This is a genomic window from Gudongella oleilytica (genome assembly GCF_004101785.1).
GTDB lineage: Bacteria > Bacillota > Clostridia > Tissierellales > Tissierellaceae > Gudongella > Gudongella oleilytica.
Genome location: NZ_CP035130.1, coordinates 262,697 through 285,413, shown reverse-complemented (window position 1 = coordinate 285,413; position 22,717 = coordinate 262,697). Strand labels below are relative to the sequence as shown.

Annotated in this window: 22 protein-coding genes, 1 tRNA gene and 1 pseudogene; 2 read left to right on the top strand and 22 right to left on the bottom strand. The window is 43.4% G+C overall.

From position 1 onward, the window contains the following. Window positions 1-3: 3 nt before the first annotated feature. From EC328_RS01385 to EC328_RS01345, 9 genes are all read right to left on the bottom strand, one after another. The gene (locus EC328_RS01385) at window positions 4-285 is read right to left on the bottom strand and encodes a cyclic-di-AMP receptor (RefSeq protein ID WP_128425140.1); all 282 of its coding nucleotides are present in this window, start codon (window positions 283-285) and stop codon (window positions 4-6) included. Window positions 286-297: 12 nt separating this feature from the next. Further along, a complete protein-coding gene (locus EC328_RS01380) occupies window positions 298-624 on the bottom strand; it encodes a cyclic-di-AMP receptor (RefSeq protein ID WP_128425139.1) in 327 nt (108 codons plus the stop codon). Beyond that, complete coding sequence (gene tmk / locus EC328_RS01375; RefSeq protein WP_128425138.1) at window positions 621-1,256, bottom strand: dTMP kinase; 636 nt, start codon at window positions 1,254-1,256, stop codon at window positions 621-623. The genes EC328_RS01380 and tmk overlap by 4 nt, the downstream gene beginning before the upstream one ends. A 13-nt stretch (window positions 1,257-1,269) precedes the next feature. Then, window positions 1,270-2,685: an aminotransferase class I/II-fold pyridoxal phosphate-dependent enzyme gene (locus EC328_RS01370; protein WP_128425137.1), complete on the bottom strand. Its 1,416-nt coding sequence runs from the start codon at window positions 2,683-2,685 to the stop codon at window positions 1,270-1,272. A gap of 127 nt (window positions 2,686-2,812) precedes the next feature. After that, window positions 2,813-3,775: an AmmeMemoRadiSam system radical SAM enzyme gene (amrS, locus tag EC328_RS01365; RefSeq protein ID WP_240671502.1), complete on the bottom strand. Its 963-nt coding sequence runs from the start codon at window positions 3,773-3,775 to the stop codon at window positions 2,813-2,815. Between the two features lie 24 nt (window positions 3,776-3,799). Next, complete coding sequence (gene amrA, locus EC328_RS01360; RefSeq protein ID WP_128425135.1) at window positions 3,800-5,206, bottom strand: AmmeMemoRadiSam system protein A; 1,407 nt, start codon at window positions 5,204-5,206, stop codon at window positions 3,800-3,802. 57 nt (window positions 5,207-5,263) lie between these two features. Beyond that, complete coding sequence (locus EC328_RS01355; protein WP_128425134.1) at window positions 5,264-5,896, bottom strand: 50S ribosomal protein L25; 633 nt, start codon at window positions 5,894-5,896, stop codon at window positions 5,264-5,266. 695 nt (window positions 5,897-6,591) lie between these two features. Continuing rightward, on the bottom strand, window positions 6,592-7,767 hold the full coding sequence (locus EC328_RS01350; protein ID WP_128425133.1) for a YibE/F family protein: 1,176 nt from the start codon (window positions 7,765-7,767) through the stop codon (window positions 6,592-6,594). Between the two features lie 40 nt (window positions 7,768-7,807). After that, a complete protein-coding gene (locus EC328_RS01345) occupies window positions 7,808-8,485 on the bottom strand; it encodes a hypothetical protein (protein WP_128425132.1) in 678 nt (225 codons plus the stop codon). Between the two features lie 143 nt (window positions 8,486-8,628). Between EC328_RS01345 and EC328_RS01340 the strand changes: the two genes are divergently transcribed. Continuing rightward, window positions 8,629-8,704, top strand: a tRNA-Val gene (locus tag EC328_RS01340). A gap of 237 nt (window positions 8,705-8,941) precedes the next feature. On the opposite strand, the gene EC328_RS01335 is transcribed toward EC328_RS01340, so the two are convergent. The 9 genes and pseudogenes from EC328_RS01335 to EC328_RS01295 all read right to left on the bottom strand — a co-directional run bounded on the left by EC328_RS01335 (window position 8,942) and on the right by EC328_RS01295 (window position 17,391). Further along, the gene (locus tag EC328_RS01335; protein ID WP_128425131.1) at window positions 8,942-9,577 is read right to left on the bottom strand and encodes a V-type ATP synthase subunit D; all 636 of its coding nucleotides are present in this window, start codon (window positions 9,575-9,577) and stop codon (window positions 8,942-8,944) included. After that, window positions 9,578-10,966, bottom strand: a complete 1,389-nt coding sequence (locus EC328_RS01330) for a V-type ATP synthase subunit B (protein WP_128425130.1) — start codon at window positions 10,964-10,966, stop codon at window positions 9,578-9,580. It lies immediately after the preceding gene. Next, window positions 10,959-12,723 (bottom strand): annotated as a pseudogene (locus EC328_RS01325) (V-type ATP synthase subunit A). The gene EC328_RS01330 and the pseudogene EC328_RS01325 overlap by 8 nt, the downstream one beginning before the upstream one ends. 16 nt (window positions 12,724-12,739) lie before the next feature. Next, a complete protein-coding gene (locus EC328_RS01320) occupies window positions 12,740-13,048 on the bottom strand; it encodes a V-type ATP synthase subunit F (protein ID WP_128425129.1) in 309 nt (102 codons plus the stop codon). Then, window positions 13,041-14,045 (bottom strand): V-type ATP synthase subunit C, encoded by a 1,005-nt coding sequence (locus tag EC328_RS01315; protein WP_128425128.1) that lies wholly within the window; start codon window positions 14,043-14,045, stop codon window positions 13,041-13,043. The genes EC328_RS01320 and EC328_RS01315 overlap by 8 nt, the downstream gene beginning before the upstream one ends. A gap of 4 nt (window positions 14,046-14,049) precedes the next feature. Further along, complete coding sequence (locus EC328_RS01310; protein ID WP_128425127.1) at window positions 14,050-14,613, bottom strand: V-type ATP synthase subunit E; 564 nt, start codon at window positions 14,611-14,613, stop codon at window positions 14,050-14,052. Between the two features lie 21 nt (window positions 14,614-14,634). Next, window positions 14,635-15,114, bottom strand: coding sequence for a V-type ATP synthase subunit K (locus tag EC328_RS01305; RefSeq protein ID WP_206363888.1), 480 nt, complete (start codon window positions 15,112-15,114; stop codon window positions 14,635-14,637). Between the two features lie 17 nt (window positions 15,115-15,131). After that, window positions 15,132-17,078 (bottom strand): V-type ATP synthase subunit I, encoded by a 1,947-nt coding sequence (locus tag EC328_RS01300; protein ID WP_128425125.1) that lies wholly within the window; start codon window positions 17,076-17,078, stop codon window positions 15,132-15,134. Beyond that, window positions 17,065-17,391 carry an ATPase gene (locus EC328_RS01295; RefSeq protein WP_128425124.1) on the bottom strand — a complete coding sequence of 109 codons (327 nt, stop codon included), beginning with the start codon at window positions 17,389-17,391 and terminating at the stop codon, window positions 17,065-17,067. Before EC328_RS01295 ends, EC328_RS01300 begins: the two co-directional genes overlap by 14 nt. Window positions 17,392-17,666: 275 nt before the next feature. Here EC328_RS01295 and EC328_RS01290 point away from each other — a divergent pair, with 275 nt between their 5' ends. Continuing rightward, window positions 17,667-19,415, top strand: coding sequence for an IS1634 family transposase (locus EC328_RS01290; protein ID WP_128425123.1), 1,749 nt, complete (start codon window positions 17,667-17,669; stop codon window positions 19,413-19,415). Window positions 19,416-19,578: 163 nt separating this feature from the next. Here EC328_RS01290 and EC328_RS01285 read toward each other — a convergent pair whose 3' ends face one another. The 4 genes from EC328_RS01285 to EC328_RS01270 form a co-directional block, all read right to left on the bottom strand. Next, a complete protein-coding gene (locus EC328_RS01285; RefSeq protein WP_128425122.1) occupies window positions 19,579-20,004 on the bottom strand; it encodes an MOSC domain-containing protein in 426 nt (141 codons plus the stop codon). A 40-nt stretch (window positions 20,005-20,044) separates the two neighbouring features. Next, window positions 20,045-20,302 carry a hypothetical protein gene (locus EC328_RS01280; protein ID WP_128425121.1) on the bottom strand — a complete coding sequence of 86 codons (258 nt, stop codon included), beginning with the start codon at window positions 20,300-20,302 and terminating at the stop codon, window positions 20,045-20,047. A 300-nt stretch (window positions 20,303-20,602) separates the two neighbouring features. Further along, entirely contained in the window at window positions 20,603-21,424 is an 822-nt protein-coding gene (gene ccsB / locus EC328_RS01275; protein WP_128425120.1) for a c-type cytochrome biogenesis protein CcsB, read from the bottom strand. Window position 21,425: 1 nt separating this feature from the next. Continuing rightward, entirely contained in the window at window positions 21,426-22,682 is a 1,257-nt protein-coding gene (locus tag EC328_RS01270; protein ID WP_128425119.1) for a cytochrome c biogenesis ResB family protein, read from the bottom strand. Window positions 22,683-22,717: the final 35 nt, after the last annotated feature.

The window sequence follows — 22,717 nt, the reverse complement described above, 5'->3', positions numbered from 1 at the left end:
AGGCTATATCCTTTCGTATCCCGAAACCGGCATTACAAACAGGTTAACTCCCACTGTGACCTCTTCTGTGCCGTTTTTTATCCTCTTGCTTTTGCAATGCCTGTTTATCAGTTCAGTGATTTCATCCGCCCTGTCATCTTCAACGACTATAAGAAGAGTGGTATTCCCGGAGCTAAGAAAGCCGCCTGTGGATGAAAGCTTAGTGGCTCGTATTTTTTCAGCCATCAGTGCCTTAACCACCTTGCCTGAAAACTCATCGTCTATGATGGCTACAATCAGCTTCATACGAATGACCCCCTATATCCTTACATGCTTCTCTACATCAAGTACAAACACAGTTGCTCCTCCCACCTTGACCTCCAGAGGGTATGGGATATAGGTATCGCCGGGCATTGAAACCGTAAGAAGTGAGGTAGTTATCTCTCTGGTTCTGCAGTTGTCCTCGATGACCTTGATCACCTTATCTACCTCATCGTCTTCAACACCGCTTAACAGTGTTGTATTCCCAGCCTTAAGAAAGCCGCCTGTGGATGCCAGCTTCGTCACCCTGAATTCCTTCTCCATCAGCTCCTCTATAACTCCCGGCGCATCCTGATCCTGAACGATTGCAACTATAAGCTTCATAGCGTTTCCTCCTTCGACTTCAGCACCTCTGTTAGTGCCGCAATAGTTTGGGCGTATACCTCTTCCACTGATTTTTCTGCATCTATTACAACGACATTATCCGGATACATTCTCAGGAGGGTCATGTAGCCCTCGTAAACCTCCCTGTGGAAGACTCCGCCTTCCTCCTCCAGTCTGTCCCCGCCTTCCTTGGTTTTCCTCAAAAGTGTAACCTCAGGATCCACATGGAAGAAAAGGATAAGATCAGGGGTCATTCCCCTCAATCCAAATTCATTTACTGCCTTTACCTCCTGGATCCCCAGGCCTCTTCCAACTCCCTGATATGCCAGACTTGAAAGCAGGAATCTGTCGCATACCACTACCTTCCCCTCCTCAACGGCGGGCAGTATCTTCTCGTGGACATGCTGAGCCCTGGACGCAGCAAACAGCAATGCCTCAGTCTCAGGTCCCATGTTTATATTCTCCCTGTCTATTATTATCCCTCTGATTTTCTCTCCAATGGCAGTGCCCCCCGGCTCCCGGGTTATGACATGTTCTATGCCCTGTTCCTTAAGATATTGACCGATAAGGCCTATCATCGTTGATTTACCGGATCCGTCGGGACCCTCCAGAGTTATGAATAATCCACTCATGCTATGCAGCTCCTTACTCGACTACTACTACGTTGTCCTTTTCCTTGCCCATAAGTCCTACTATCTCAATGCCATTGTCCATAAGGAATAATACATGCTCATATATCTCCTGAGTTATCTCCTCTCCAGGGACTATCAATGGGATCCCCGGTGGATAAGGAATTATTGGCGCGGCTGATACTCTGCCTATTGCATCCTTCAGCTTTACCTGTTCCTTCTTGCCATAGTACGCATCAGCCGGTCTTATTATTATCTTAGGAGTCGGCATCTTGACGTTTACCCAGTTTATTTCCTCGTAGGGAGCATTCTTTGCCAGGTCCTCTATTGCTGCGATCACTTTCTCATAGTCATCGTCGTCATTCATTAGGCTGGTCAGGATAAGGGCATAATAGAAGTCAGCCATTTCCAGTCTTATGTTGTAGTCTGTCCTAAGCTTTTTCTTCACCATGGAGCCTCTAATACCATCTATGGTTATTAGTATCTTCGTATTGTCCTTTGAATATATTGTTGGATCATCAGGGTCTCCGGTAAATACCTCCACCCTTGGGATCTTATTAAGTCTTTCTATTACTTCATCTACCTTTTTTATGCTCCACTCAAGTCTTTCCCTCCCCTCCTGGCTGTCCATGTAGGAAACTGCCAGCTCGTTTGAAAGAGTGAACAGATAAGATGGGCTTGTCGTGGTATAAAGCTGATATCTGTCTCTCAGCTTGTTCAGGTCTATCCTGTCAGTACCTACATGGATCATTGATGTCTGAGTAAAGCTTGGCAATGTCTTATGGGTACTGTTGATCACTATGTCTGCGCCCGCCTTAAGAGCCGAAACGGGAAGCTTGTCATTAAATGTGAAATGAGGACCATGGGCTTCGTCTACCATCAAAACCTTGTTGTACTTGTGGACTATGTCAGCAATGGACTTAAGGTCTGAGCAAACACCGTAGTAGTTTGGATAGGTAATTACCACTGCCTTTATTTCAGGATCAGCTTTCAGAGCCTCATCGACATCCTCCGGGTATAGACCGGTAAGGACATTGTGATTCTCGTTGTAGTTTGGATACAGGTATACAGGCTGGATCCTGTTTAGTATAAGGGCGTTATAAACGGCCTTGTGGCAATTCCTCTGAATGAGAACCTTGTCTCCCGGCTTAGTTATTGCAGCTAGAGCAATGTAAATGCTACCTGTAGATCCATTTACGGCATAATAGGTAGCCTTTGAACCAAAAACCTCAGCTGCATAGTCCTGGGAATCCTGGATTATGCCCCTGGGCTCAAGCAAGTTGTCCATGCCCTCAACCTCGGTAGTATCTATATACGGTATATAGTCTCCCCAATTAATAAGTGTATTCTTCCCCTTGTGTCCGGGCATATGGAAGGATACTGAGTTTTCCTCCATCAGGTTCTTCAATGCATCAAATACGGGTGTTTTCATCTCCCACGATCAGCCTCCTAATTTTTCGGTGTTAACAACGGTATAATTATAGCGCATCCTTTAATATAAATAAACTATTATTTTAGCATTTGTAAACTTTTTTTGCAGAAACTCAAAATCCCGGAAATCAAAATCTTCCTGGAACCTTGTAGCCGCATTGACTGCAGCGTCCTTCCACCATTCCTTCGATCCGGATCTGCGGGAACCTTCCAATCAAACGTTTTCTGCATTCCGGGCAGTAAGTATCATTGTCATATCCCAGAACATTCCCAACATAGACATGCTTTAATTTCTTCTCCGCTGTCTTTTTAAGCTCAGTGAGAGTATAGACAGATGTGGGCGGATCCTTCATCCTGTAGTTTGGATAATATCTGCTCAGGTGAAATGGTATACCGGGGTCAATCGATGCTATGAAGCCTGAAAGCTCCTCCATCTCCTTTTTCGAGCTGTTCCTTCCATCAATTATAAGTGTCGTCAGCTCAACGTGCGTTTTTTTAGCTGCAAGTCTTATGGTTTCAAGAACAGGCTCCAAAGTCCCCCTGCAAATGCTCTGATAGAACTCGTTTGTAAACGACTTCAGATCGATATTCATTGCATCTATATACTGCAATAGTTCCTCCAGGGGTTCCCTGTTGATATAGCCGTTGGTGACGAGGACGTTAAATAGCCCTTCCTCTCTTGCTTTCCTTGCTGTGTCCAAAACAAATTCATAGAAAACGGTAGGCTCATTGTAGGTGTAGGCGATCCCAATGGATCCTCTGACCTTTGCAAGGTCGAGAATGTCTTCAGTAGTTGCTTCCACAAAGCTGTTATGATCAGTAACTATCTGCCAGTTCTGGCAGAAGTCACAACCGAGGTTACAGCCGTAGCTCCCAAAGGAAAATATTGTACTTCCAGGATAGAAATGATACAGTGGCTTTTTTTCAATAGGATCGTAGTTGTATGCCGTTACCCTCTCGTAATTCAGAGAATATAGCTTGCCGCCTATATTCTGTCTGGCTCCGCATCTCCCTCTCTGCCCTTCCCCCAATCTGCAATGATGAGGGCAAAGATTACAGATTACATTTTCACCTTTATTGGTGTAGAACATAGCTTCCCTCAAGGCAATCATCTCCTATTGGTATCTCTCTACCCTGAAGCGTTCCATTTTATAATCATCATCCTCAGATATCCCTGCTTTCTGAAGCGCTATCCTCACCTGGTCCCGGGGGGTATCCACTCCCTCTATCATCGGCAATAGAAGACCTCGTCTGTATCCTTTCTCAACTATTACCCCATAGATTCCCGGGTCTAACTCTGCAATCGAATGAATTGGCTCTGATGGAGACAGTACGTCCACCGAGTAAACCAGCTCCTCCAGCTCATCTTCGGTGACAGCTGAAAATCTGGGATCTCTTGTTCCAGCTTCAACGGCATAGTGGATTATCTCCTTTGCAAGACTTCCCCTGGATGCAGCAGTGGAGCCTATGCAGCCCCTCAGGCTTCCGTGCTTCTTAATTGAAACGAATACCGGCCGCGCAGCTACCAATAGCTCCTCCGGCAGATCCTCCGGGACTTCTAAATATTCCCCGGTCAGAACGTAATGCTCCAGACTCTTCCTGGCAAGGGCAGCATGTGGACTTTCCGACTGCCTTATTGCTGTCTGCTTTGTTTTCTGTGATTTTTCGATGGTATCCATCAAATCCCTGTTTGTCCTTTTTCCAGGTATTAACTTTGCTGTTCCGTAGCCTACCCCATAAGGCCCCTCATAGGACAGAACCTTGGTGTCAAGCTCATAGGGGCTTAGGATCCCTGCAAGTATCATCAGGGACCTTAGTCCGCATTCACCGGCCTTATGGGCAAGCTCCATGTCGAAGGATGATATGGCTCCAATATCTGCCTTTTCAATTATTTCTATTATAAGTCTGTCAAATTCAGGTCCCTCAGGACTATAGCTGTATGGTCCGCTGTCCTTTAGCTTGTGTGACAGATCCCCGCTGGCTATGATGACCACATTGTTTTTTTGTTGAAGGATCGAAGCTTCAATTTGCCTTCCGAAAAGGTACAGCTCCTTTGGGGATAAAACGCCATAGGTTATGTGGACGATCTGAAAGTCTGAGTAATACTTGTCCACAAAATGAAGAGGCACAAGGGCTCCGTGGTCGAGCTTGCCGTCCAGCTTATATCTTTTATACATGTCCTTTGTCATCTGTGCAACGGAAATATTGTTTTTCAGGCAATTCTTGACTATCTGGCAGGTCAGCTCCTGATCTGTGTCATAGGAGTATGAAAGCTCGTTGTGGCCAAAGGAGCTGAAATCCCCCTTAAGTGTTTTCTCCATTGATATTGCATTGGCGTCTGAGAATACAGGCCCATGGGGAGTTATGATCAGTATCGTCTGAGGCTTTCTCATGGCGATATCTCTTCCTATCTCCTCCATGCCCTCTATGGTTTTTATGGCCTTTTGCTCCTCCCCCTGACCTATCTGAGCTATTATTATCGGCGGGTGAGGTGTAAGGTATGCTGAGAGAATTTTTCCCATAACTATCCTCCTTTACTAAAAAAAGGGACAGACTCTCCAGCCTGTCCTGTGTATCTATTATTCTGTATCTTCATCTTTTCCCGGAGCCGCTTCCGGAGATGGCGACTCCCCTTCAGTCTCAGCTCCAGCAGATACTGACGGTGGATTCAGTGAACAGATAAGCTGCTCTGGATCAGTCAAGACTATGAGTCTGTCATCCTTCATTATGTCAAGATCCTTAACCAATATCGGGGTATTAAAGTCCATCCCTGAGACGTCTATCCCTACCGATTCGGGAATATCTCCCGGAAGGCACTCTATCTCTACAGCATCCATCATTTGCATAAGAACAGATGGCTGCAGCGCAATATTGTCTCTGTTCAAAAGTGTAATTGGAACGTGGAGCTTTATCCTCTGTTCCATATCGAGCTTCTGAAGATCTATATGGATCACTTTGCCTTTGACAGGATCCCTTTGCACGGACTTTACAATCGTTGGGATCTTTTCGCCCTCCATGTCAAGCTCAAACAGCGCGGATGACCCCACCTGCCTGAAAAGCTTCGTGAACTCAAGCTCATCAACTGCAAAGCTCTTTGACGGTTCTCCTTTTCTGTAGACTACCCCTGGTATCAGGGCTTCATTTCTCAATTTCTTGACCTTGTTTGATCCGATGTCTCCTCTTAATATTGCCTTTAGGCTCTTGTCAATCATTCTCGGATACCTCCTAATTCTTATTTTGTACAATACATTACTACCCTTTAAGGCATCCGATAAACGATTATTTGGTCAATACCTTATCCCTCTGACTGAAAGGGACTTGGCAAACAGCACCTTGCTCAGGTTTACATCCACCTGATCGTTTGGTGTACTGAGCCCTTTCTGTATGAATACCTTCACTCCATTATCCTCGTATTCGTAGAAACGCTTTGTATCTCCCGGGTGTCCTATCTCAACGGATAGTTGGCTTGAGGAGCATCACCCGCCCTTGACCTGGATCACTGCTATTCTTACAGCTGGTTCTCCGTTTGATTTTTTCTTTATGTGTTCAGCTGCTTCACTTGAAACCGTTACCTTCATATAATAACACCTCTCAGATTTCGATATTAGTTACAGACCCCTGTATTTAATTCCCTTGGCAAAAATCTGCTTCTTGAACACAAGGTTTTTAATATATATTTCGACGCTATCTTTGGGTATTTCCATTTCCTTTTGGAGATAAACAGTGATCCCTCCTATTTCATAGATGTCAAATGCACTTTTTTCCTTAGGCTCGCCTGTCTGAACTGACAGTTCATTGTAAGGGCATCACCCGGATCTCTGCTGTATGATGCCAATCATTACGCCTGGTTTATCATTGCATCTTTCCAGGATGTGTTCCTTTGCGTCATTTGTTATGGTTATAGTGATCATTCGGTCACCTCATTTTCTATCATGGTATCTATCTCTGCTTTTGCAGCCCGCATTCGCTTTATGCCCTGTTCCTTGGAGTAGTGGCTTGCGAAAAGAGCCGTTATAGGTATGGTCAGGATAAGGCCTATACTTCCCGAAAGGGATCTTACAACCTCAGTTGCTATCACATCAAGATTAAATACCTTGCTAAGCTCTGTCTCATATGCCATGAACAATAGAAGCATGGGGATGGAGGTTCCTGTATAGGCTAAAATAAGTGTGTTTACCATTGTGCCCATAACGTCCTTTCCAACATTCATGCCCGATCTGAAAAGCCTTCGCCTTGAGAGCCTTGGATTAGCCTTGTGGATCTCCTCAATGCTGGATGAGATCGATATTCCTATGTCCATAGCTGCACCCAGGGAACCCATTATTATCCCTGCAAAAAGCAGCTGCCTGAAGTTGAACTCTATTCCCTGAGGTATATACATGAGCATTGTTGCTTCCTCGGCTGAAAGACCTGACAGACTTGCCTTATTTCCTACGTAGAAGGCTATTACCCCTGCAATTATTACTCCAAAAGAGGTACCTAAAATTGCTGACATTGTCTTGTGGTTAAAACCTGCTACAAGGACCATGGTAACGATAGTAACTACGACTGCTGTGATTACGCTTACCAGGATCGGATTCCAACCCTTAAGCATCAGCGGAAGCATTACAAAAAGTACTGCAGCTACAGTTATTGCAAGGGAAACAAGCGCTTTGACCCCCTTTATCCTGCCTATCGCAATAACTAAGAGTGCAAACAATACAAGAAGATACCCCAGGTAATTAGCTCTGTAATAATCAGAGATATATGTCTTGAAGCTTCCATCCTCGTACTCCTCCAGCATAAGGACGACTTTTTGTCCTTTTTCCACTATGATATCATAATATTGGTGGTCTGAAAGTGAATTCTCAACCTCGACTACCTCGCCCTTTCTGTTCCCGGAATCTATCCTTACGGTCACATTCTGGACTCTGAAGAATTGACCTTCACCGGACTCGACCTCTCCAGCCTCAAGGACCGTCCCCCTTTCAGTAAGGTTCACGAATTCCATCTCTTCCTCGTACTCAGGTTCCATTGCAAGGACTGCCTGAGAAAGCAGTACTGCTACCAAAATGATCACGAACATGATCGGGGTTTTCTTCATCAAACCAAATCCTTCCTACTTTTAGTAATAGTTTATGATCCTAATACCTGCTTAATTCATTTTCCTTCCTGACTTCCAAGTAACCAATAAATATCATTGACAAAAAGATCAGCCCTCTACCCGCAGCCATCATGTATGTGATCCAAAGCTTCTCAGCTCCCCATATGGGATACTCGACCAAAAGGAGCTGGATGATCATCAGAATGGTAAATAATATTATATTGCTGTCTCCCTTTTTCATGCTGTGTGCCATCAAGGTAATTGAAAGAAGCAGCACATAAATTACAAGAGGTATGAACCTAAGGAATGCGAAGGTTCCGTCAGGCTCCAGGAGAAACCACTGGTTCTGTGGAAATAATCCGATCACAGCCCTGAATATCATGAGTCCATATAGAAGCTTATCCATTGGCAGCTTTCTTTTTGTTGAAAACCTGGTCTTTATCAGGTCGGACAGCACCAGGAAAAAAAGAGTCATAATGAGCATCTGACCTATCCTTCCCCATCCAAGTATCCTGAGGTTCTCCTCAAGACCATCAGTAAGGAGGCCGTAAAGTCTGGGGATGAAGTACACAGAGTCAGCCATGGCAAGAATAAATGCTAAATACCCGAATACGGTATGGGATTTGTTCCCCAGCTTGTTTCTTGATATGTATGCGCCCATATACAACAACAGGATCAGATACAAGAAAAAAACAACAGCTTCCAAGAGCTTTAGCATCCACTCCGCCTCCCTTTATTTATCTTACCTTAAGTTTAATATTAATGAGGGACGATGTAAACACTTTCACAGATATTTCACGTTTTTGGGCATCTAAATTACTGTTGAAAAAGAAGGACTTTTGTGCTAATATAGGAATACATGAGCGGTTAGTTCAGCCGGTAGAACGCCACGTTGACATCGTGGAGGTCGTTGGTTCGAGTCCAATATCGCTCACCATAACTAAAAAAATCCTCAGACATCGGTCTGGGGATTTTTTTGATTTTTTTATTATTGAACATTGAATAGTGAAGAACTAAGAACTAAAAGCTAAAAGCTAAGAACTAAGAGCTAAAAGTCAAGAGCCAAAAGCTAAAAAAGGCAGTTGTTAGGATGACAGAAATACAGACAAGTCGTCCGCCTCTTCTCTTTTCAATTGCCAATTGCCAATCGTCAATTGTCCATTGTCAATTGCCTTTACTTATTGATCAATTCTTTTACCTTCATCAGTCTTGTGATCGTGCTTCGTTCGTTTTCATCAAGCTTCATCCTGATGAATCTTATTGTTTCCTGAAGCTCAGGTATCGTCCTGTACTCGAGAGCATTTACCCTTCTCCTGGTCTTTTCTATCTCATCAGCCATAAGCTGGCAGGCCTTTTCGACCTCAGCAAGCTCCAAAAGCTTGGGCATTATCGTGTAAAGCTTCCTAATGGCGTCGTCCAGCTCCGAGGATGTCGTTGCGAAGCCGTACGGATAGATACTTCCCTCATCTCCCTCAAGCTTTCTTATAAAGCTCATTACAGGGACATGGACGCTCATTACGTTTTTCTTCTTTATGTCCACCGAGATGTTCTCCTTGGGGAAGGCAACTGCCTCCTCCAGAAGCTCAGGGCTCATTACTGCACTTGCCAGGAGAAATTCGTGGAAGGCTTCCTTAAGCTCCTTCTCGACCTGGGTCCTCAGCTTTTTATTCTGCTTGATAAGCTCAATGAAGCGTCTCATCAGCTCGTCCTGCTTGTCTTTAAGGAGCTTGTGGCCTCTGGTGGCGGTCTTCAGCCTTGCTTTAAGCCTTGTAAGCTCCATACGAGTAGGATTTACGTTTAAAACCGCCATCTACTCATCCCCTTTTTCTTCCAGAGGCAGGTACTTATCCAGGTACTCTGTACGTATTCTCTTCAGTTCTCCTCTTGGAATGATCTTCATCAGATCCCATCCCAGATCAAGGGTATCCTCGATGGTCCTGTTGTTCTCATAACCCTGGTTTACATACCTTTCGTCAAAGGCTTCAGCAAATTTTGCGAAGGCCTTGTCGGAATCGGAAAGTGCAGATTCTCCAAGGATCGTTGCAAGCTCTCTCGCCTCGATACCTGACGTGTAGGCTGCATATATCTGGTTCATGGTGTCAGCATGGTCTTCTCTTGTCTTGCCTTTTCCTATACCCTTGTCTTTAAGACGGGAAAGGGATGGCACTATGTTTATTGGAGGTTCAATACCCCTCTTGTATAACTGACGGGAAAGAATTATCTGCCCCTCAGTAATGTAGCCTGTCAGGTCCGGGATAGGGTGAGTTATGTCATCCTCAGGCATCGTGAGAATCGGGATCTGGGTAATGGAGCCCTTTCTCCCCCTTATCCTTCCTGCTCTCTCGTAAATCGTGGAAAGGTCAGTGTAAAGATATCCAGGGTAACCTCTTCTTCCGGGAACCTCTTTTCTGGCTGCAGAGGTCTCACGAAGAGCCTCGGCATAGTTTGTCATGTCGGTAAGGATTACAAGAACGTGCATGTCCTTCTCATATGCCAGATACTCCGCACAGGTAAGTGCCATACGCGGCGTTGCAATTCTTTCAATTGCAGGATCGTTCGCAAGATTTATGAAAAGCACCGCCCTGTCGATCGCACCTGTCTTCGTAAAGTCCTCAATGAAGAATTGAGCTTCCTCAAAGGTGATGCCCATTGCTGCGAAAACTACCGCGAACTTCTCTCCAGATCCAAGTACCCTTGCCTGTCTTGCTATCTGAGCGGCAACCTCGCCGTGCGGGAGGCCTGATCCCGAAAATATGGGAAGTTTTTGTCCCCTAACCAGTGTGTTAAGACCGTCTATACAGGATATCCCGGTTTGAATGAACTCCTCCGGGTAGTCCCTGGATACCGGATTTATTGGAACACCATTTATATCTACTTTTTTCTCAGGAATGATCTTCGGACCGTTGTCCTTTGGTCTACCAAGTCCGTCGAATATCCTTCCTATCATATCCTCGGAAACTCCAAGCTCAAGGGGCTTGCCAAGGAACTTGACTCTGGTGGAATTGAGGTTGATCCCGGTCGAGCTTTCAAACAGCTGTACCATAGCTCTGTCGCCGTTGACCTCTAACACTCTTCCTCTTCTCTTTTCTCCTGTACCTAATTCTATGTCTACAAGCTCTTCATACTTGACGCCCTCTACCCCGTCAACTATCATAAGTGGTCCGACGACCTCTCTAACTGTGTTGTACTCCTTACGCATCGAGAATACCTCCTTCCTCTATAAGCTTATTCATATCAGCCTCAAGCTGCTGAGCAATCTCGTCTATCTGCTCGAGGTGTGCCTCTTCGATATATTTTGACCTCGCGATCTTTTCCCTTACTGGCATTTTTTCAATACTCTTAAGGTACACTCCCTTTTCAATGGCCTTCACGCCAAGGTCGTAGAATTTCAGTATCAGCTTTAGCATTTTGTTCTGCTTTTGTAGTGAACAGAAGGTATCTATCTCGTGGAATGCATTTTGCTGAAGATAATCTTCTCTTATTGATTTTGTAGCCTCAAGCTTCAGCTGGTCCTCATAGGACAGCGAGTCTCTACCTACAAGTCTTACGATCTCCTGAAGCTGTGCTTCCTCCTGGAGCAGCGTCATTGCCTTCGCTCTGTTCTTTGCAAACTCCGGGTCGATATTTTCTGCCATCCAGTGGTCCATTTTAGTCTGGTACAGAGTATATGAGTTCAGCCAATTGATGGCCGGGAAATGTCTCTTGTATGACAAAGCGTGGTCCAGTCCCCAGAATACCTTTACTATTCTAAGGGTTGCCTGTGATACCGGCTCTGATATGTCTCCACCCGGAGGTGATACGGCCCCGATTAACGGTGATCGCTCCCTCTCTGTCGTCGCTTCCGTTGCATATTACCTTCCCGGCTCTCTCATAGAATGCAGCTGCTCTGGATGCAAGGTAAGCGGGGTACCCCTCGTCACCAGGCATCTCCTCCAGACGTCCGCTCATCTCTCTCAGGGCTTCTGCCCATCTGGATGTTGAGTCAGCCATTATTGCGACTGAATAGCCCATGTCTCTGAAGTACTCTGCAATAGTGATCCCTGTGTATATGGAAGCCTCACGGGCAGCTACCGGCATGTTTGATGTGTTTGCTATGAGGACTGTCCTCTTCATCAACGATTCTCCGGTTGCAGGGTCGATGATCTCAGGGAACTCCATCAGTACGTCAGTCATCTCGTTTCCACGCTCGCCGCAGCCTACATAGACTACTATCTCAGTATCAGCCCACTTTGCAAGCTGATGCTGCACAACTGTCTTTCCTGAACCAAAAGGCCCTGGGATTGCGGCAGTTCCACCCTTTGCAACAGGAAAGAAGGTATCTATAACCCTTTGTCCGGTCAACAGAGGCACATCAGGATTCAATTTTTTCTTAAAGGGTCTCCCTTTTCTTACAGGCCATTTCTGAAGCATCTGGATTTTTTGTGTGCCGTCAAGCACGCAAATATCCTCAATAATTGTAAACATTCCCTCAGTAATGGAGGTTATCTCACCACTCATTCCTATTGGAACCATTATCTTGTGGAGGATCAGAGGAGTCTCCTGGACCGTTCCGATTATATCTCCGCCTATTACCTTGTCCCCAACCTTTGCAGTTGGAACGAAGTGCCATTTCTTCTCTCTGTTCAGGTTGTCAACCTTTGTACCTCTTGTAAGGAAGTCCCCTGACAATTTTCTGAATTCCTCAAGAGGTCTTTGGATACCGTCAAACATGGCCTCCAAAAGACCAGGCCCGAGCTCAACGCTCAAAGGCTCCCCAGTGGTGTAAACCGGGTCACCAGGCCCTATTCCGGTCGTTTCCTCGTATACCTGGATCGACGCCCTGTCGCCTCTCATTTCTATTATTTCACCGACAAGTCTGTTGTCGGATACTTGAACTACGTCATATACGTTGGCTTCATCCATACCCTCGGCAACTACCAAGGGTCCAGATACCTTTATAATCTTTCCTACTTTCAAGATAAGCCCTCTCTTTCTATAAAATATTTGATCCTACGGCTTTTTCGACATTCTCGTTGATACGGTTCATCCCTATGTTCAGTGAACCCTGATTGCTCGGGATGAGTATTACCGCAGGGATTATCTCTTTGTCATATCTCTCAATAGTATCTGGTATCAGGCTTGCGATCTGCTCAGTGATGAATATGACGCCGTAATTGCTTCTCGCCATAGTGTCCACTATCCTTCGTGCCTCTTCGCGGTCAGTGACTGTGTTCACGTCCACTCCAAGGGCTTTGAAGGCCAGTACAGAATCCTTGTCCCCAACAACTCCTACCTTATACATACAAATCACGCAGCCTTTCCCTTATGGCGTCAGGTGAAATATTGTTCATCTTAGACACCATAATGATCCTCAGGATCTTGATTTCCATTTCCTTTGCCACCAGATACGAGAAAAGGGGCTCCGGTCCAAAGGTCACCGACTTGGAGCTCTTGTTAAGGTTCATCAGGTAGTTGTCCATATGCTTCTCAAAGGAAGAAAGCCTGCCTGTTTCTAGGTAGTCCTCAAGTCCTTTTGATAGCTCCTTGCTGATCCTGGAATTCCTGAACCTGTTTATCATCGTCTCCACCGAATCGTTGACTGTAGAAAGCATTGTATCCTTCTCGATGTGTCCGTTCTCAAGGATGACCTCCTCAAAAAACTTCAGCTCCTTATCCTGCTTTTTCAAGCGGATCGCGGAGGATACGTTTGTAAAATCTATCAGATCCTTCACGTGGTCCTGGAACAGACTGATGCCTGAATCCTTTGCCATTTTGTGAAGGTGCTCAAAATAATATCTGTCCATAAGTATATCTATTCGCTGAGGATCCTTCTTTTCCTCAAAATCCTTCAAAACAGAAAGGACTGCCTCCTTGTAGCTCACAGGCTCCATATCCCTGTATTCACCGGCGTTGAACTGAGTTTTGAACTTTTCGAAGTCTATTGTCCCAACACGGGAATAGATGGCTGAAAGGTCCTTGCCCATAAGTCTTTCCTTGATCATGACTTTGAGGTTGTGGAAGTCATACTTTAGAGCCATCAGGTCCACCACCAGGCTATCCGGTGAAATCTCCCTTACCAGCCTGTAGACCCTCTCAAGCTCTGTATGCAGGATCACTTCGTACTCTTCGGGTTTTCCTGCCTGAGTAACTGCACTTGCATATTCAGTGTCTCCAAGGGTTCTGAATACCTCTTCAAGATCCCTGGCTTCTACCATCTTTTCGATAGCAGCCCGGTCAAGGAGCTTGTTTTCAAGGACTCTTACTCGGGTTACCCCTTGGATAAAATCCATTCTATCCATGAAATCACTCCAATTCTTTGAAGAGTTCTAAGGCTATATCGCCCTCCATCTGCTCTCTGGCTTCATCCACCAAGGACTCAAAGGTGTAGTTGTACACTATATCTTCGTCCTTTATCATAAAGCCCTGCAGCATGTTTTCGTCTGTTGTGACTGCAAGCTCCCCTGATACCTTCTCCGCAATGCTTTTTCTGGAAGGCGGAACCACCAGGGTACCCTTGCCTTTTATAGTAATATTGCCCAGTGTTTTCCCAAGAAGCTCACCATATTTTGAGTCATCCAATTTTTCAAGCTTATTTTTTGCCATACCGAACACCTTGTCCAATATCTCCTGCTTGGCCGACAGCTTCTCATCCCTTACCTTAAGCTTGGCGCTGGATACGACCCTGTCTTTGGCCATGGCAGCTTCTGAATGCGCCTTCTCAAGGAGCTTTTCGCTTTTATCCTTGGCTTCCTTGATCTTGGCATTCAAAAGGCTTTTGCTTTTTCTATCCGCCTCCGCCATTATGGAATCAGCCTTTGCTTTGGCGTCATCCATTATCCTCTGGGTTAGGCTCTCTAGCTTTGACATGGCTTCACATCCTTACTTTTTCTAGAAACTTACAGCGTTGACAAGAATAAGGGAGATAACGAATGCCAAAAGTGCATAGGTTTCAACCATTACCGCATAGATGATACCTTTTGTTGAGTGCTCCTCATTCTTTGCAAGGATAGCTATACCTGCTGCTGCAGTCTTGCCCTGAGCTATTGCCGACATCCAGCCTACAAATCCTATTGGAAGACAGGCGGCAAAAAGATACATTCCATTTGCAAGACTCATTCCAATATCAAGCTGACCCATTACTAAAAGTCCTATTACAAAGCCGTAAAGTCCCTGTGTACCCGGAAGCAGCTGAAGAACCAATGAACGACCGAATTTTTCGGGTTCTTCGATAACAAGACCTGATGCAGCCTGTCCTACTATTCCTATACCTATTGCAGATCCGATACCTGATAGAAAAACAGCTACAGCTACTCCTAAGCCTCCGAAGAAAACTCCACCTTGTGAAACTATGAATTCAGTAAAAGACATTGACATTTCCCCCTAACCTATTTTAAGTTTATATATTTTGGTTTGCTCTTAAATGTATTGAAGCTTTTACCTCCGCCTTCGTAGAACTTCCCGAAGAACTCAACGAAGGTCAGTCTTATTGTGTGGACATACGCACCGAGGAGGCTAAGCCCCAGGTTGAAGGTCTGCCCAAAGATGAAGATTATTATGGCGAAAACAAAGCCTATAGGTCCTGACTGAGCGACCATCCCTGCCATCATGTTTACGGCGCCGGCAATGAAGCCGCCGGCCAATCCCAGAGCCATAAGCCTCGAATATGAAACAAAGTCGCCTACATAGCCTGATATCCCGTAAAGTGCATATACCCCTCCGCCGACTCTTCCAGCTACGCTCTTTGCTTCTCTTCCTCCTGTTGCCACTATCCCCAGCATACCCAGCACCATTACTACAAGACTTATAGTCTTTAATATTGGCGGCATAGTCATAACAATATTAAGCAGATAGACTATGGAGCCAGTTAACGCCATATACCAGAAGCCTACATCATATAATGCATCCCTGGGCTTTCCGCTTTTTATTAGCTTGTATGCCTTTATTCCAAGAGCAAAATAGATGTGGATCAATCCAAATGCTATGGAAAGAATAAGAAGAGTGTTGTAATCCTCGGCCGGATCGAAAATTCCCGGCAGTGGTATGATACCTCCAAAGAGCGACCCGTATATGAATCCCCAAATTATTACTGAAAAGCTCAGGTAATAAAAGAACTTCAGGAACATCCTGGTGTTGTCCTTAAGATTGAAATTTTTCAGAACAAACATTGAACCAATAAGCATTATCAGCCCATAACCAACATCTGCAGCCATCATTCCAAAGAATATAAGATAGAATGGTGCCAACAGCGGTGTTGGGTCGACCTCATTGTATTGAGGAAGAGCATACATGCTCGTCAATGATTCAAAGGTGCTTGCAAAGTCAGAATTTTTAAGGAGTATCGGAACGTTCGGATCGTCCTTGTCCACCTCTTCAAGCTCAAGGTAATATACGCTTCCGAGAGCTTCCTTTATTCTTTCCTCAAAATCTGAAGCCTTGTCTGATGGTATGAACCCCTTTATAACATTGACCTTCTCTGTCATTACAAAATTTTCCGTAGATGCAAGCCTCAGCTTTTTATTGCTTAGATAATCATACATTAGCTTGAGCTCTTCCAAGGAAGGTGCCAGTTCCTTGAGCTTTTCGTCTATTTCCGAAATCTGCTCCTGCAGTAAAGCGATCTTACTTTCAAGTATAGTGATTTCTTCCGACGGAGTTCCCTCACCATGCAGGATCGCTTTGGTAAAGCTTGAATTTCTAAGTAATTCCTTTGTTTTTTCAGCATCCTGGCCGTAGGACATAACAAGCAGATAAAGGCTCTCCTTGTCCTCATCCACAACCTCGTAGTAGATACCCTCAACCTCTGAAAGATCCGTTATGACCTTTTCCTTCAGCTTCCTGGGGACAGTCCCTATAAACAACTCAGTATCCCTTATGGAGTCCAGGTCCTTCAGAGGAGATGATATACCCTTCCAGGGCTTAAGCTCACCAATCTGAACCATGAGCTTATCTATAGCCTGCTTATGCCCTTCACGTTCCTTCCAGAGATCCCTGACCTGAATGCAAAGTCTGTTGCTGTCGATTTGATGGGATTTCTCCTCCAGCTCGGCGAATGTGTAGGTATCCTGACCCTTTTTCATCGCCTTTAGTCCGGTCTCCTTGACAAAATACTTTGACAGGGTTTCAATACAGCTGTTTATCCTGGTCAGCTGCTCCTCCACCTCTGTAAGACCTTCAGGAGTCCTGACGCCCTTGAGTCCAAGGCTTGTAAGATCCTTGTCTTCCTCAAGATTGCTGAAATGGACGTACTCGAACCTTTGAAGGTGCTTGAGAAGCTCCTCCTTGTGATCATCGAAGGCAAACAGGCTGAATTGGCTCATCTTAACTATTGCCATCAGTCTTCACGATCCTCTCGATTATAATATCAACGATTCTGTCCAGCTTGACGCTGTCGATGCCCCTTATGGCCTCAGCCTCTGACTGACCCTTTTCCAGAATCGGTTTTGCTATGGCTTCTCCTTCTTCAATTGCTCTATTTTTTATCATCTCAGCCTCTGATTCCGCTTGAGTCAGTATTCTGTGGTACTCCTCATCAGCATTTTTAACTGCTTCCTCAGCGGCTCTCTTTGCTGCAGCAGTGGTTGAGTCGAGAATTTCCCTCGCCTTCTCCTCCGCTTCCTTAACAATCTGAATAGCATCCATTGCCATCGCTTCACCCCCAATATACGGTTATTTAAAAAATAATAACACTACGCCTATATTAATTGATTTTATATTAAGTGCAACCATAAATCAATAATTTGAGAATAAATTATCAATTAATTCTTATTATTCGAATCATTGAGACGGGTCTTTGACACTTACTTCAAAAAATAATCGCTAAAGCCATTGGAAAGGCTTTATTTTTTTGTCAATTTTCGGAAATATTTATTGCGTAATATATCGTAATATATTATAATATAAAGCATAGGGGGAGTTTTAATATGAGATTATCATTTTCAAAGTCTAAGAATTCGACTTCACTTTATGTTATCAAAGATGTTATAGAAGGAAATAAACGTACTACTAAAATAGTTGAGAAATTAGGTACTGTAAGAGAATTAGAAGAAAAATTAAATGGACAAGATCCTATTGAATGGGCAAAAGAATATATTGATGAATTAAATAAAAAGGAAGATGAACAAAATAGAGATGTTATTGTGAAATATAGTCAATCAAGGCAAATTGATAAGAATATCCAAAGGTCTTTTAATGGTGGATATTTATTCTTACAGCAGCTTTATCATATGCTTGGACTAAATAAGATCTGTGATAATATCTCTGCTAAATATAAGTTTGAATTTAATCTTGACTCAATTCTTTCAAGGTTAATTTACGGAAGAATCCTTTTTCCTTCTTCAAAATTAAATACTTATCAGGAGTCTAGTAATCTTTTAGAAGAGCCAGACTTTGATTTGCAGCATATTTATAGGGCTTTAGAGGTTATTGCAAAAGAAAGTGATTATATTCAGTCAAAACTCTATGAAAATAGTTTATCTGTTTCAAAAAGAAACGACCGTATTCTCTATTATGATTGCACTAATTATTTTTTTGAGATAGAAAATGAAGATGGACTTAAACAATATGGATTTTCTAAGGAACATAAGCCTAATCCTATAGTGGGAATGGGACTATTTATGGATGGTGATGGTATCCCCCTTGCTTTCGATATTCATAGTGGTAATACCAATGAACAAACTACTCTGAAACCGCTAGAGAAGAGAATTTTTAAAGACTTTGAGTTATCTAAATTCATTGTATGTACTGATGCTGGATTATCTTCAACAGATAATCGTAAATTTAATGACATAAATGGTAGAGCATTTATTACAACTCAGTCTGTAAAAAAATTAAAGAAACATTTGAAAGAGTGGGCTCTTGATCCAACAGGATGGCACCTAGCAGGCAGTGATAATTTATTTGATATTAACCTAATCGATCAAGATGGAGAAAACTATGATAAGTACAAAAATAAAACCTTTTACAAAGAACGTTGGATAAAAGAAGATGGGCTTGAGCAAAAGCTTATTGTTACCTATTCTCTCAAATACAGAGATTACCAACGAAAGATTAGAGCTGGGCAGCTAGAACGTGCAGCTAAGTTAATTACAAACAGAAAATCAGATATCAAAAAGAAAAATCAAAATGACTTCAGAAGGTTTATATCATCTACAAACGTTACAAAGGATGGAGAAATTGCAGATGAAACTATATATGGTATAGATACAGATGCAGTGGTTAAAGAAGAAAAGTATGATGGATTTTATGCTGTATGTACAAATTTAGAAGATGATGCTGAAGCTATTACAAAGATTAACCACAGAAGATGGGAAATTGAAGAATGTTTTAGAATTATGAAATCAGAATTTAAGGCAAGGCCTGTTTATTTAAGCAGAGACGATCGTATACAGGCACATTTCACTACATGTTTTCTTGCATTAGTTTTATATAGATATTTAGAGAAATTATTAGGTGAACAATTTACAAGTCAGGAGATTATTAATGGTTTAAGAGATATGAATTTCTACTCTATTCCAACAGAAGGATATATTCCAACCTACACGAGAACTGATTTTACTGATGCTTTGCATGAGGCATTTGGGTTCAGAACAGATTATGAGATAGTAAGCATAAAAAAGATGAAAAATTATTTTAAGGAAACAAAAAAGAAGAATACATTACGCAGTTTTTAAACAAAGCGAAAACTCTGAAGTGCACTAATTACAATGCATTCCAGAGTTTTTGTGTCTCTCAACTGTCAAAGATGGAATTTTATATTAAGTGCAACCATAAATCAATAATTTGAGAATAAATTATCAATTAATTCTTATTATTCGAATCATTGAGAAATTGTTGTCACGATTGCAATGGCTCAATTTCGTCATTTATTTTTATGACTCCGCCCCTTAAAATAATTGCATAGCTGACAGTAAATATTAGTGGACAGGGAGTGTTTTTGACAATATTGTGACATTCGCCAAAGCATTTTTTGCTCAATTTTGAAATCTCCAGCAATACTTCACCAATTTTATACTTATCACCCTTAACCAGCTCACCTTCTCCCGACCAGGTGATATTCTCCCTGAACCTGGAGATGCAAAGGCCTTCAACTTTTCCCTGCTCGATCCTCTCCCTGACCCAAAGAGGCAGCAAGGAAATCTGTCTATCGCCTCCATTCGCCTTGAGATCTCCTTCTATGCCAAGTCCTTCTATCAATACAGCCCGGCTCTGGCTTTCAGTTCTACCATTCAGGTCCTTAAAAGTTATTCTCTCCACCTTCATATCGATGCCTCCTCGTAAAAAAAGACCAACGAAGGTTGATCTATTTCCTCTTCTTACCTCTTTGTCCGTCTATGAACTCTCTTTTCAGCTCGGGATCCGGATGTAAGAGTCTTTCATGAGCCTCCTTAAGCTCCTCGGCCTTGGATTTTAATAGCTTTCCGTCCTCCGAAAGCTCCTTGACAGTCTTCACTGACTTGTTAAAATCAAACTCTCTTTTTCTAAAGGAAAGATCTCCCCTGGTGATCCCTTCGATAAATTCCTTTGGTTTCTTGAATCGTTTCTTAGTAAAATTGTCCATGATAACTCACCTCAGGGTATTGTTACCCAATTATTAATAATTCACAAGGCACAATTGAAATTACAATTCACAATTCACAATGCACAATGCACAATTGAAATTACAATTCACTATTCACAATTCAGGAATCTCAGTTAAAATCAAAAATCCCTCTAACCGTTCCGATGACTCATTTACTGTCATCCCGAGCGCAGTCGAGGGATCTCATCATTTCGCTAACAACTACCTACTACCTGCTAATAACTGCCTTTTTAGCTTTTAGCTCTTGGCTTTTCATTGTCAATTGTCAACTGTCAATTGTTATCGGTAGCTGTGTATACCCGGCAAGAAGGTATTGACTCCAATAAATGTGAATATGACGCAAATAAAGCCTATTATCGAAAATAATGCCGCGGGCTTACCCTTCCATCCTCTATTGAACCTGAGATGAAGATATACTGAGTATATAAGCCAGGTTATCAAAGACCAGGTCTCCTTTGGATCCCATCCCCAATACCTGGACCAGGCAGCTTTTGCCCAGATTGCCCCGGTTATGATCACAAGAGTCAGCATAAGGAATCCAAATGCAATTACCCTATAACTTAGGTAGTCGCATACCTCAGCATCAGGCAAGGATCCCTTCCCGGATGAGCCTGCTCCTTTTCTGAGATTCAGAAGATACATTGTTGACAGACCGGCTGCTACTGCAAAAGCCCCATAGCTTATTACGGCCGTTCCCACATGAAGTGGCAGCCAACCGCTCTGAAGAGCTGGCATCAAGGGCTTGATATTCTTAGGAAGCATAGATGCATATCCCATCACAAGGAAAGCTATAGGCATTACAAATGCCCCTACTGCAGTGAATTTATAAGCATAGTGAAGCACGAGGTAGCACATTACTATGCCCCAGGTAAAGCTTGTGGCAAACTCGAACTGATTGCTGAAGGGGAGTCTGCCTGACTCTATGACCCTAAGGACGATCGCCAGAGTGTGGATCGCAAACCCCAGTGTTGCAAGCAGAACAGCCGCTTTCCCAACGGAATCCTTTTTAAGTGCCACATATATAAAAAATCCTATTGCAGACAATGTATATGCTATGAATCCCAAGGTAAAAAACAATTCCTCATAAAATATTATATCCATATCAGCTTACCTCCCGTCCCGTTATCTGCTTTAGCATCCTTCTTACCTGGTAGCTGAAGCCCCAGCTGTTCTGCCTTGTTATTGGAGAAACCCTTCCATTCTCAACAATAATAAACCTTGGATAAAGATAGAAGGAAAGTATCAAACCAAGAAGCATCGCAAGGCTTCCTGCCAATACGAAGAAGTAGCCAAAATCCTTCCTATAGGTAAGACCCGTGTAAAGAACAGAGTCATTAAAGGAAATCGTGTAGCCATCCATATCTATCGTCTGCCCAGGTTCAAGTATATATGAGCCTATATGATTGTTGAACTGGTAGAGTACGACAGCATAGTGGGGGTTATTTTCCTTCTCCGACATCGTTAGAGGCTCTCCCTGGCTTGTTATGTTAAAGTCAGGATAATAGCCGTAGAGGTAAATAGTAATATGGCTCGGTTGGTAAAAATGGGATTCTCCACTCCTGAGCAGCCTGCTTTCAAGTACCTCCCCTGTTGAGTCCTTGATATACAGTCTGCTTGCCCAGCCATAGCTTGTCTGGTAGAAATTAAGTGACTGGACCTTCAATGGTTTGTTGACCCACAGCTTTTCCTTTAATTCCCCTCCTTCCGGGCTCAAGACTGAAACCTCACTGTAATACTGCTCAACAGTATTGTTTTCTCTAAAGCCCAGGTAAAAATCATCCAGTCTTAAGGAGAAGCCATATTCCGGGAAAGGCTTTATATCGCCAGGAACCAGATTAAAAAATCCTTCCTCGGCAAACATATTTCCCAAAAAGCTTCCAAGGACTATTATGATTATCCCCAAATGGGTCACTGAAGAGCCTATACTTCCTATTCTGCTTTTAGATGCTCTGTAGCCTGTATCAGTTTCAGTTATTCTATATCTCTGTTTCTTAAGCTGATCCTTGAGGGCTTCATCTTCTCCCTGTTCGAGGCTGTAGGAGTCTCCATCTGCCTTTGGCTGTGGGAAATATTCCTCTTTCAGCCTGGCAAGCTGTGACGGAAGTATTTTTAAGGTACAACCCACTAGATTTACTATGAATACTCCAAGAAGGACCCTGAATATCCATGAGCTGTACACTCTGTCAAACTGCATTGCAAGTATTATGTTTCCAAAACTATTGTAGCTTTCTATGTAGAATTCCCTTTGCAACCCCTGAGGTAGAACGGTCCCAATGATGGAATAGGCTGCTATCAGTATGAAAAGAGCGATCGCAAGCCCAAGACTTGTAAGATATCTGATGAACTTCTTGATTGTCATCTACCTCCTAATTGAGAATTAATGCACAAAAAGGG

Bases quoted from the DNA above. Each gene is read 5' to 3' on its own strand.
- EC328_RS01270 (WP_128425119.1), bottom strand. From the start codon at position 22,682: ATGACAATCAAGAAGTTCATCAGATATCTTACAAGTCTTGGGCTTGCG.
- EC328_RS01285 (WP_128425122.1), bottom strand. From the start codon at position 20,004: ATGAAGGTGGAGAGAATAACTTTTAAGGACCTGAATGGTAGAACTGAA.
- EC328_RS01335 (WP_128425131.1), bottom strand. From the start codon at position 9,577: ATGGCGGTTTTAAACGTAAATCCTACTCGTATGGAGCTTACAAGGCTT.
- EC328_RS01350 (WP_128425133.1), bottom strand. From the start codon at position 7,767: ATGAAGAAAACCCCGATCATGTTCGTGATCATTTTGGTAGCAGTACTG.
- EC328_RS01305 (WP_206363888.1), bottom strand. From the start codon at position 15,114: ATGTCTTTTACTGAATTCATAGTTTCACAAGGTGGAGTTTTCTTCGGA.
- EC328_RS01380 (WP_128425139.1), bottom strand. From the start codon at position 624: ATGAAGCTTATAGTTGCAATCGTTCAGGATCAGGATGCGCCGGGAGTT.
- EC328_RS01290 (WP_128425123.1), top strand. From the start codon at position 17,667: ATGAGATTATCATTTTCAAAGTCTAAGAATTCGACTTCACTTTATGTT.
- amrS (WP_240671502.1), bottom strand. From the start codon at position 3,775: ATGTTCTACACCAATAAAGGTGAAAATGTAATCTGTAATCTTTGCCCT.
- EC328_RS01310 (WP_128425127.1), bottom strand. From the start codon at position 14,613: ATGTCAAAGCTAGAGAGCCTAACCCAGAGGATAATGGATGACGCCAAA.
- ccsB (WP_128425120.1), bottom strand. From the start codon at position 21,424: ATGGATATAATATTTTATGAGGAATTGTTTTTTACCTTGGGATTCATA.
- EC328_RS01345 (WP_128425132.1), bottom strand. From the start codon at position 8,485: ATGCTAAAGCTCTTGGAAGCTGTTGTTTTTTTCTTGTATCTGATCCTG.
- EC328_RS01280 (WP_128425121.1), bottom strand. From the start codon at position 20,302: ATGGACAATTTTACTAAGAAACGATTCAAGAAACCAAAGGAATTTATC.
- amrA (WP_128425135.1), bottom strand. From the start codon at position 5,206: ATGGGAAAAATTCTCTCAGCATACCTTACACCTCACCCGCCGATAATA.
- EC328_RS01315 (WP_128425128.1), bottom strand. From the start codon at position 14,045: ATGGATAGAATGGATTTTATCCAAGGGGTAACCCGAGTAAGAGTCCTT.
- EC328_RS01370 (WP_128425137.1), bottom strand. From the start codon at position 2,685: ATGAAAACACCCGTATTTGATGCATTGAAGAACCTGATGGAGGAAAAC.
- tmk (WP_128425138.1), bottom strand. From the start codon at position 1,256: ATGAGTGGATTATTCATAACTCTGGAGGGTCCCGACGGATCCGGTAAA.
- EC328_RS01320 (WP_128425129.1), bottom strand. From the start codon at position 13,048: ATGTATAAGGTAGGAGTTGTTGGGGACAAGGATTCTGTACTGGCCTTC.
- EC328_RS01295 (WP_128425124.1), bottom strand. From the start codon at position 17,391: ATGGCAATGGATGCTATTCAGATTGTTAAGGAAGCGGAGGAGAAGGCG.
- EC328_RS01330 (WP_128425130.1), bottom strand. From the start codon at position 10,966: ATGCGTAAGGAGTACAACACAGTTAGAGAGGTCGTCGGACCACTTATG.
- EC328_RS01385 (WP_128425140.1), bottom strand. From the start codon at position 285: ATGAAGCTGATTGTAGCCATCATAGACGATGAGTTTTCAGGCAAGGTG.
- EC328_RS01300 (WP_128425125.1), bottom strand. From the start codon at position 17,078: ATGGCAATAGTTAAGATGAGCCAATTCAGCCTGTTTGCCTTCGATGAT.
- EC328_RS01355 (WP_128425134.1), bottom strand. From the start codon at position 5,896: ATGATTGACAAGAGCCTAAAGGCAATATTAAGAGGAGACATCGGATCA.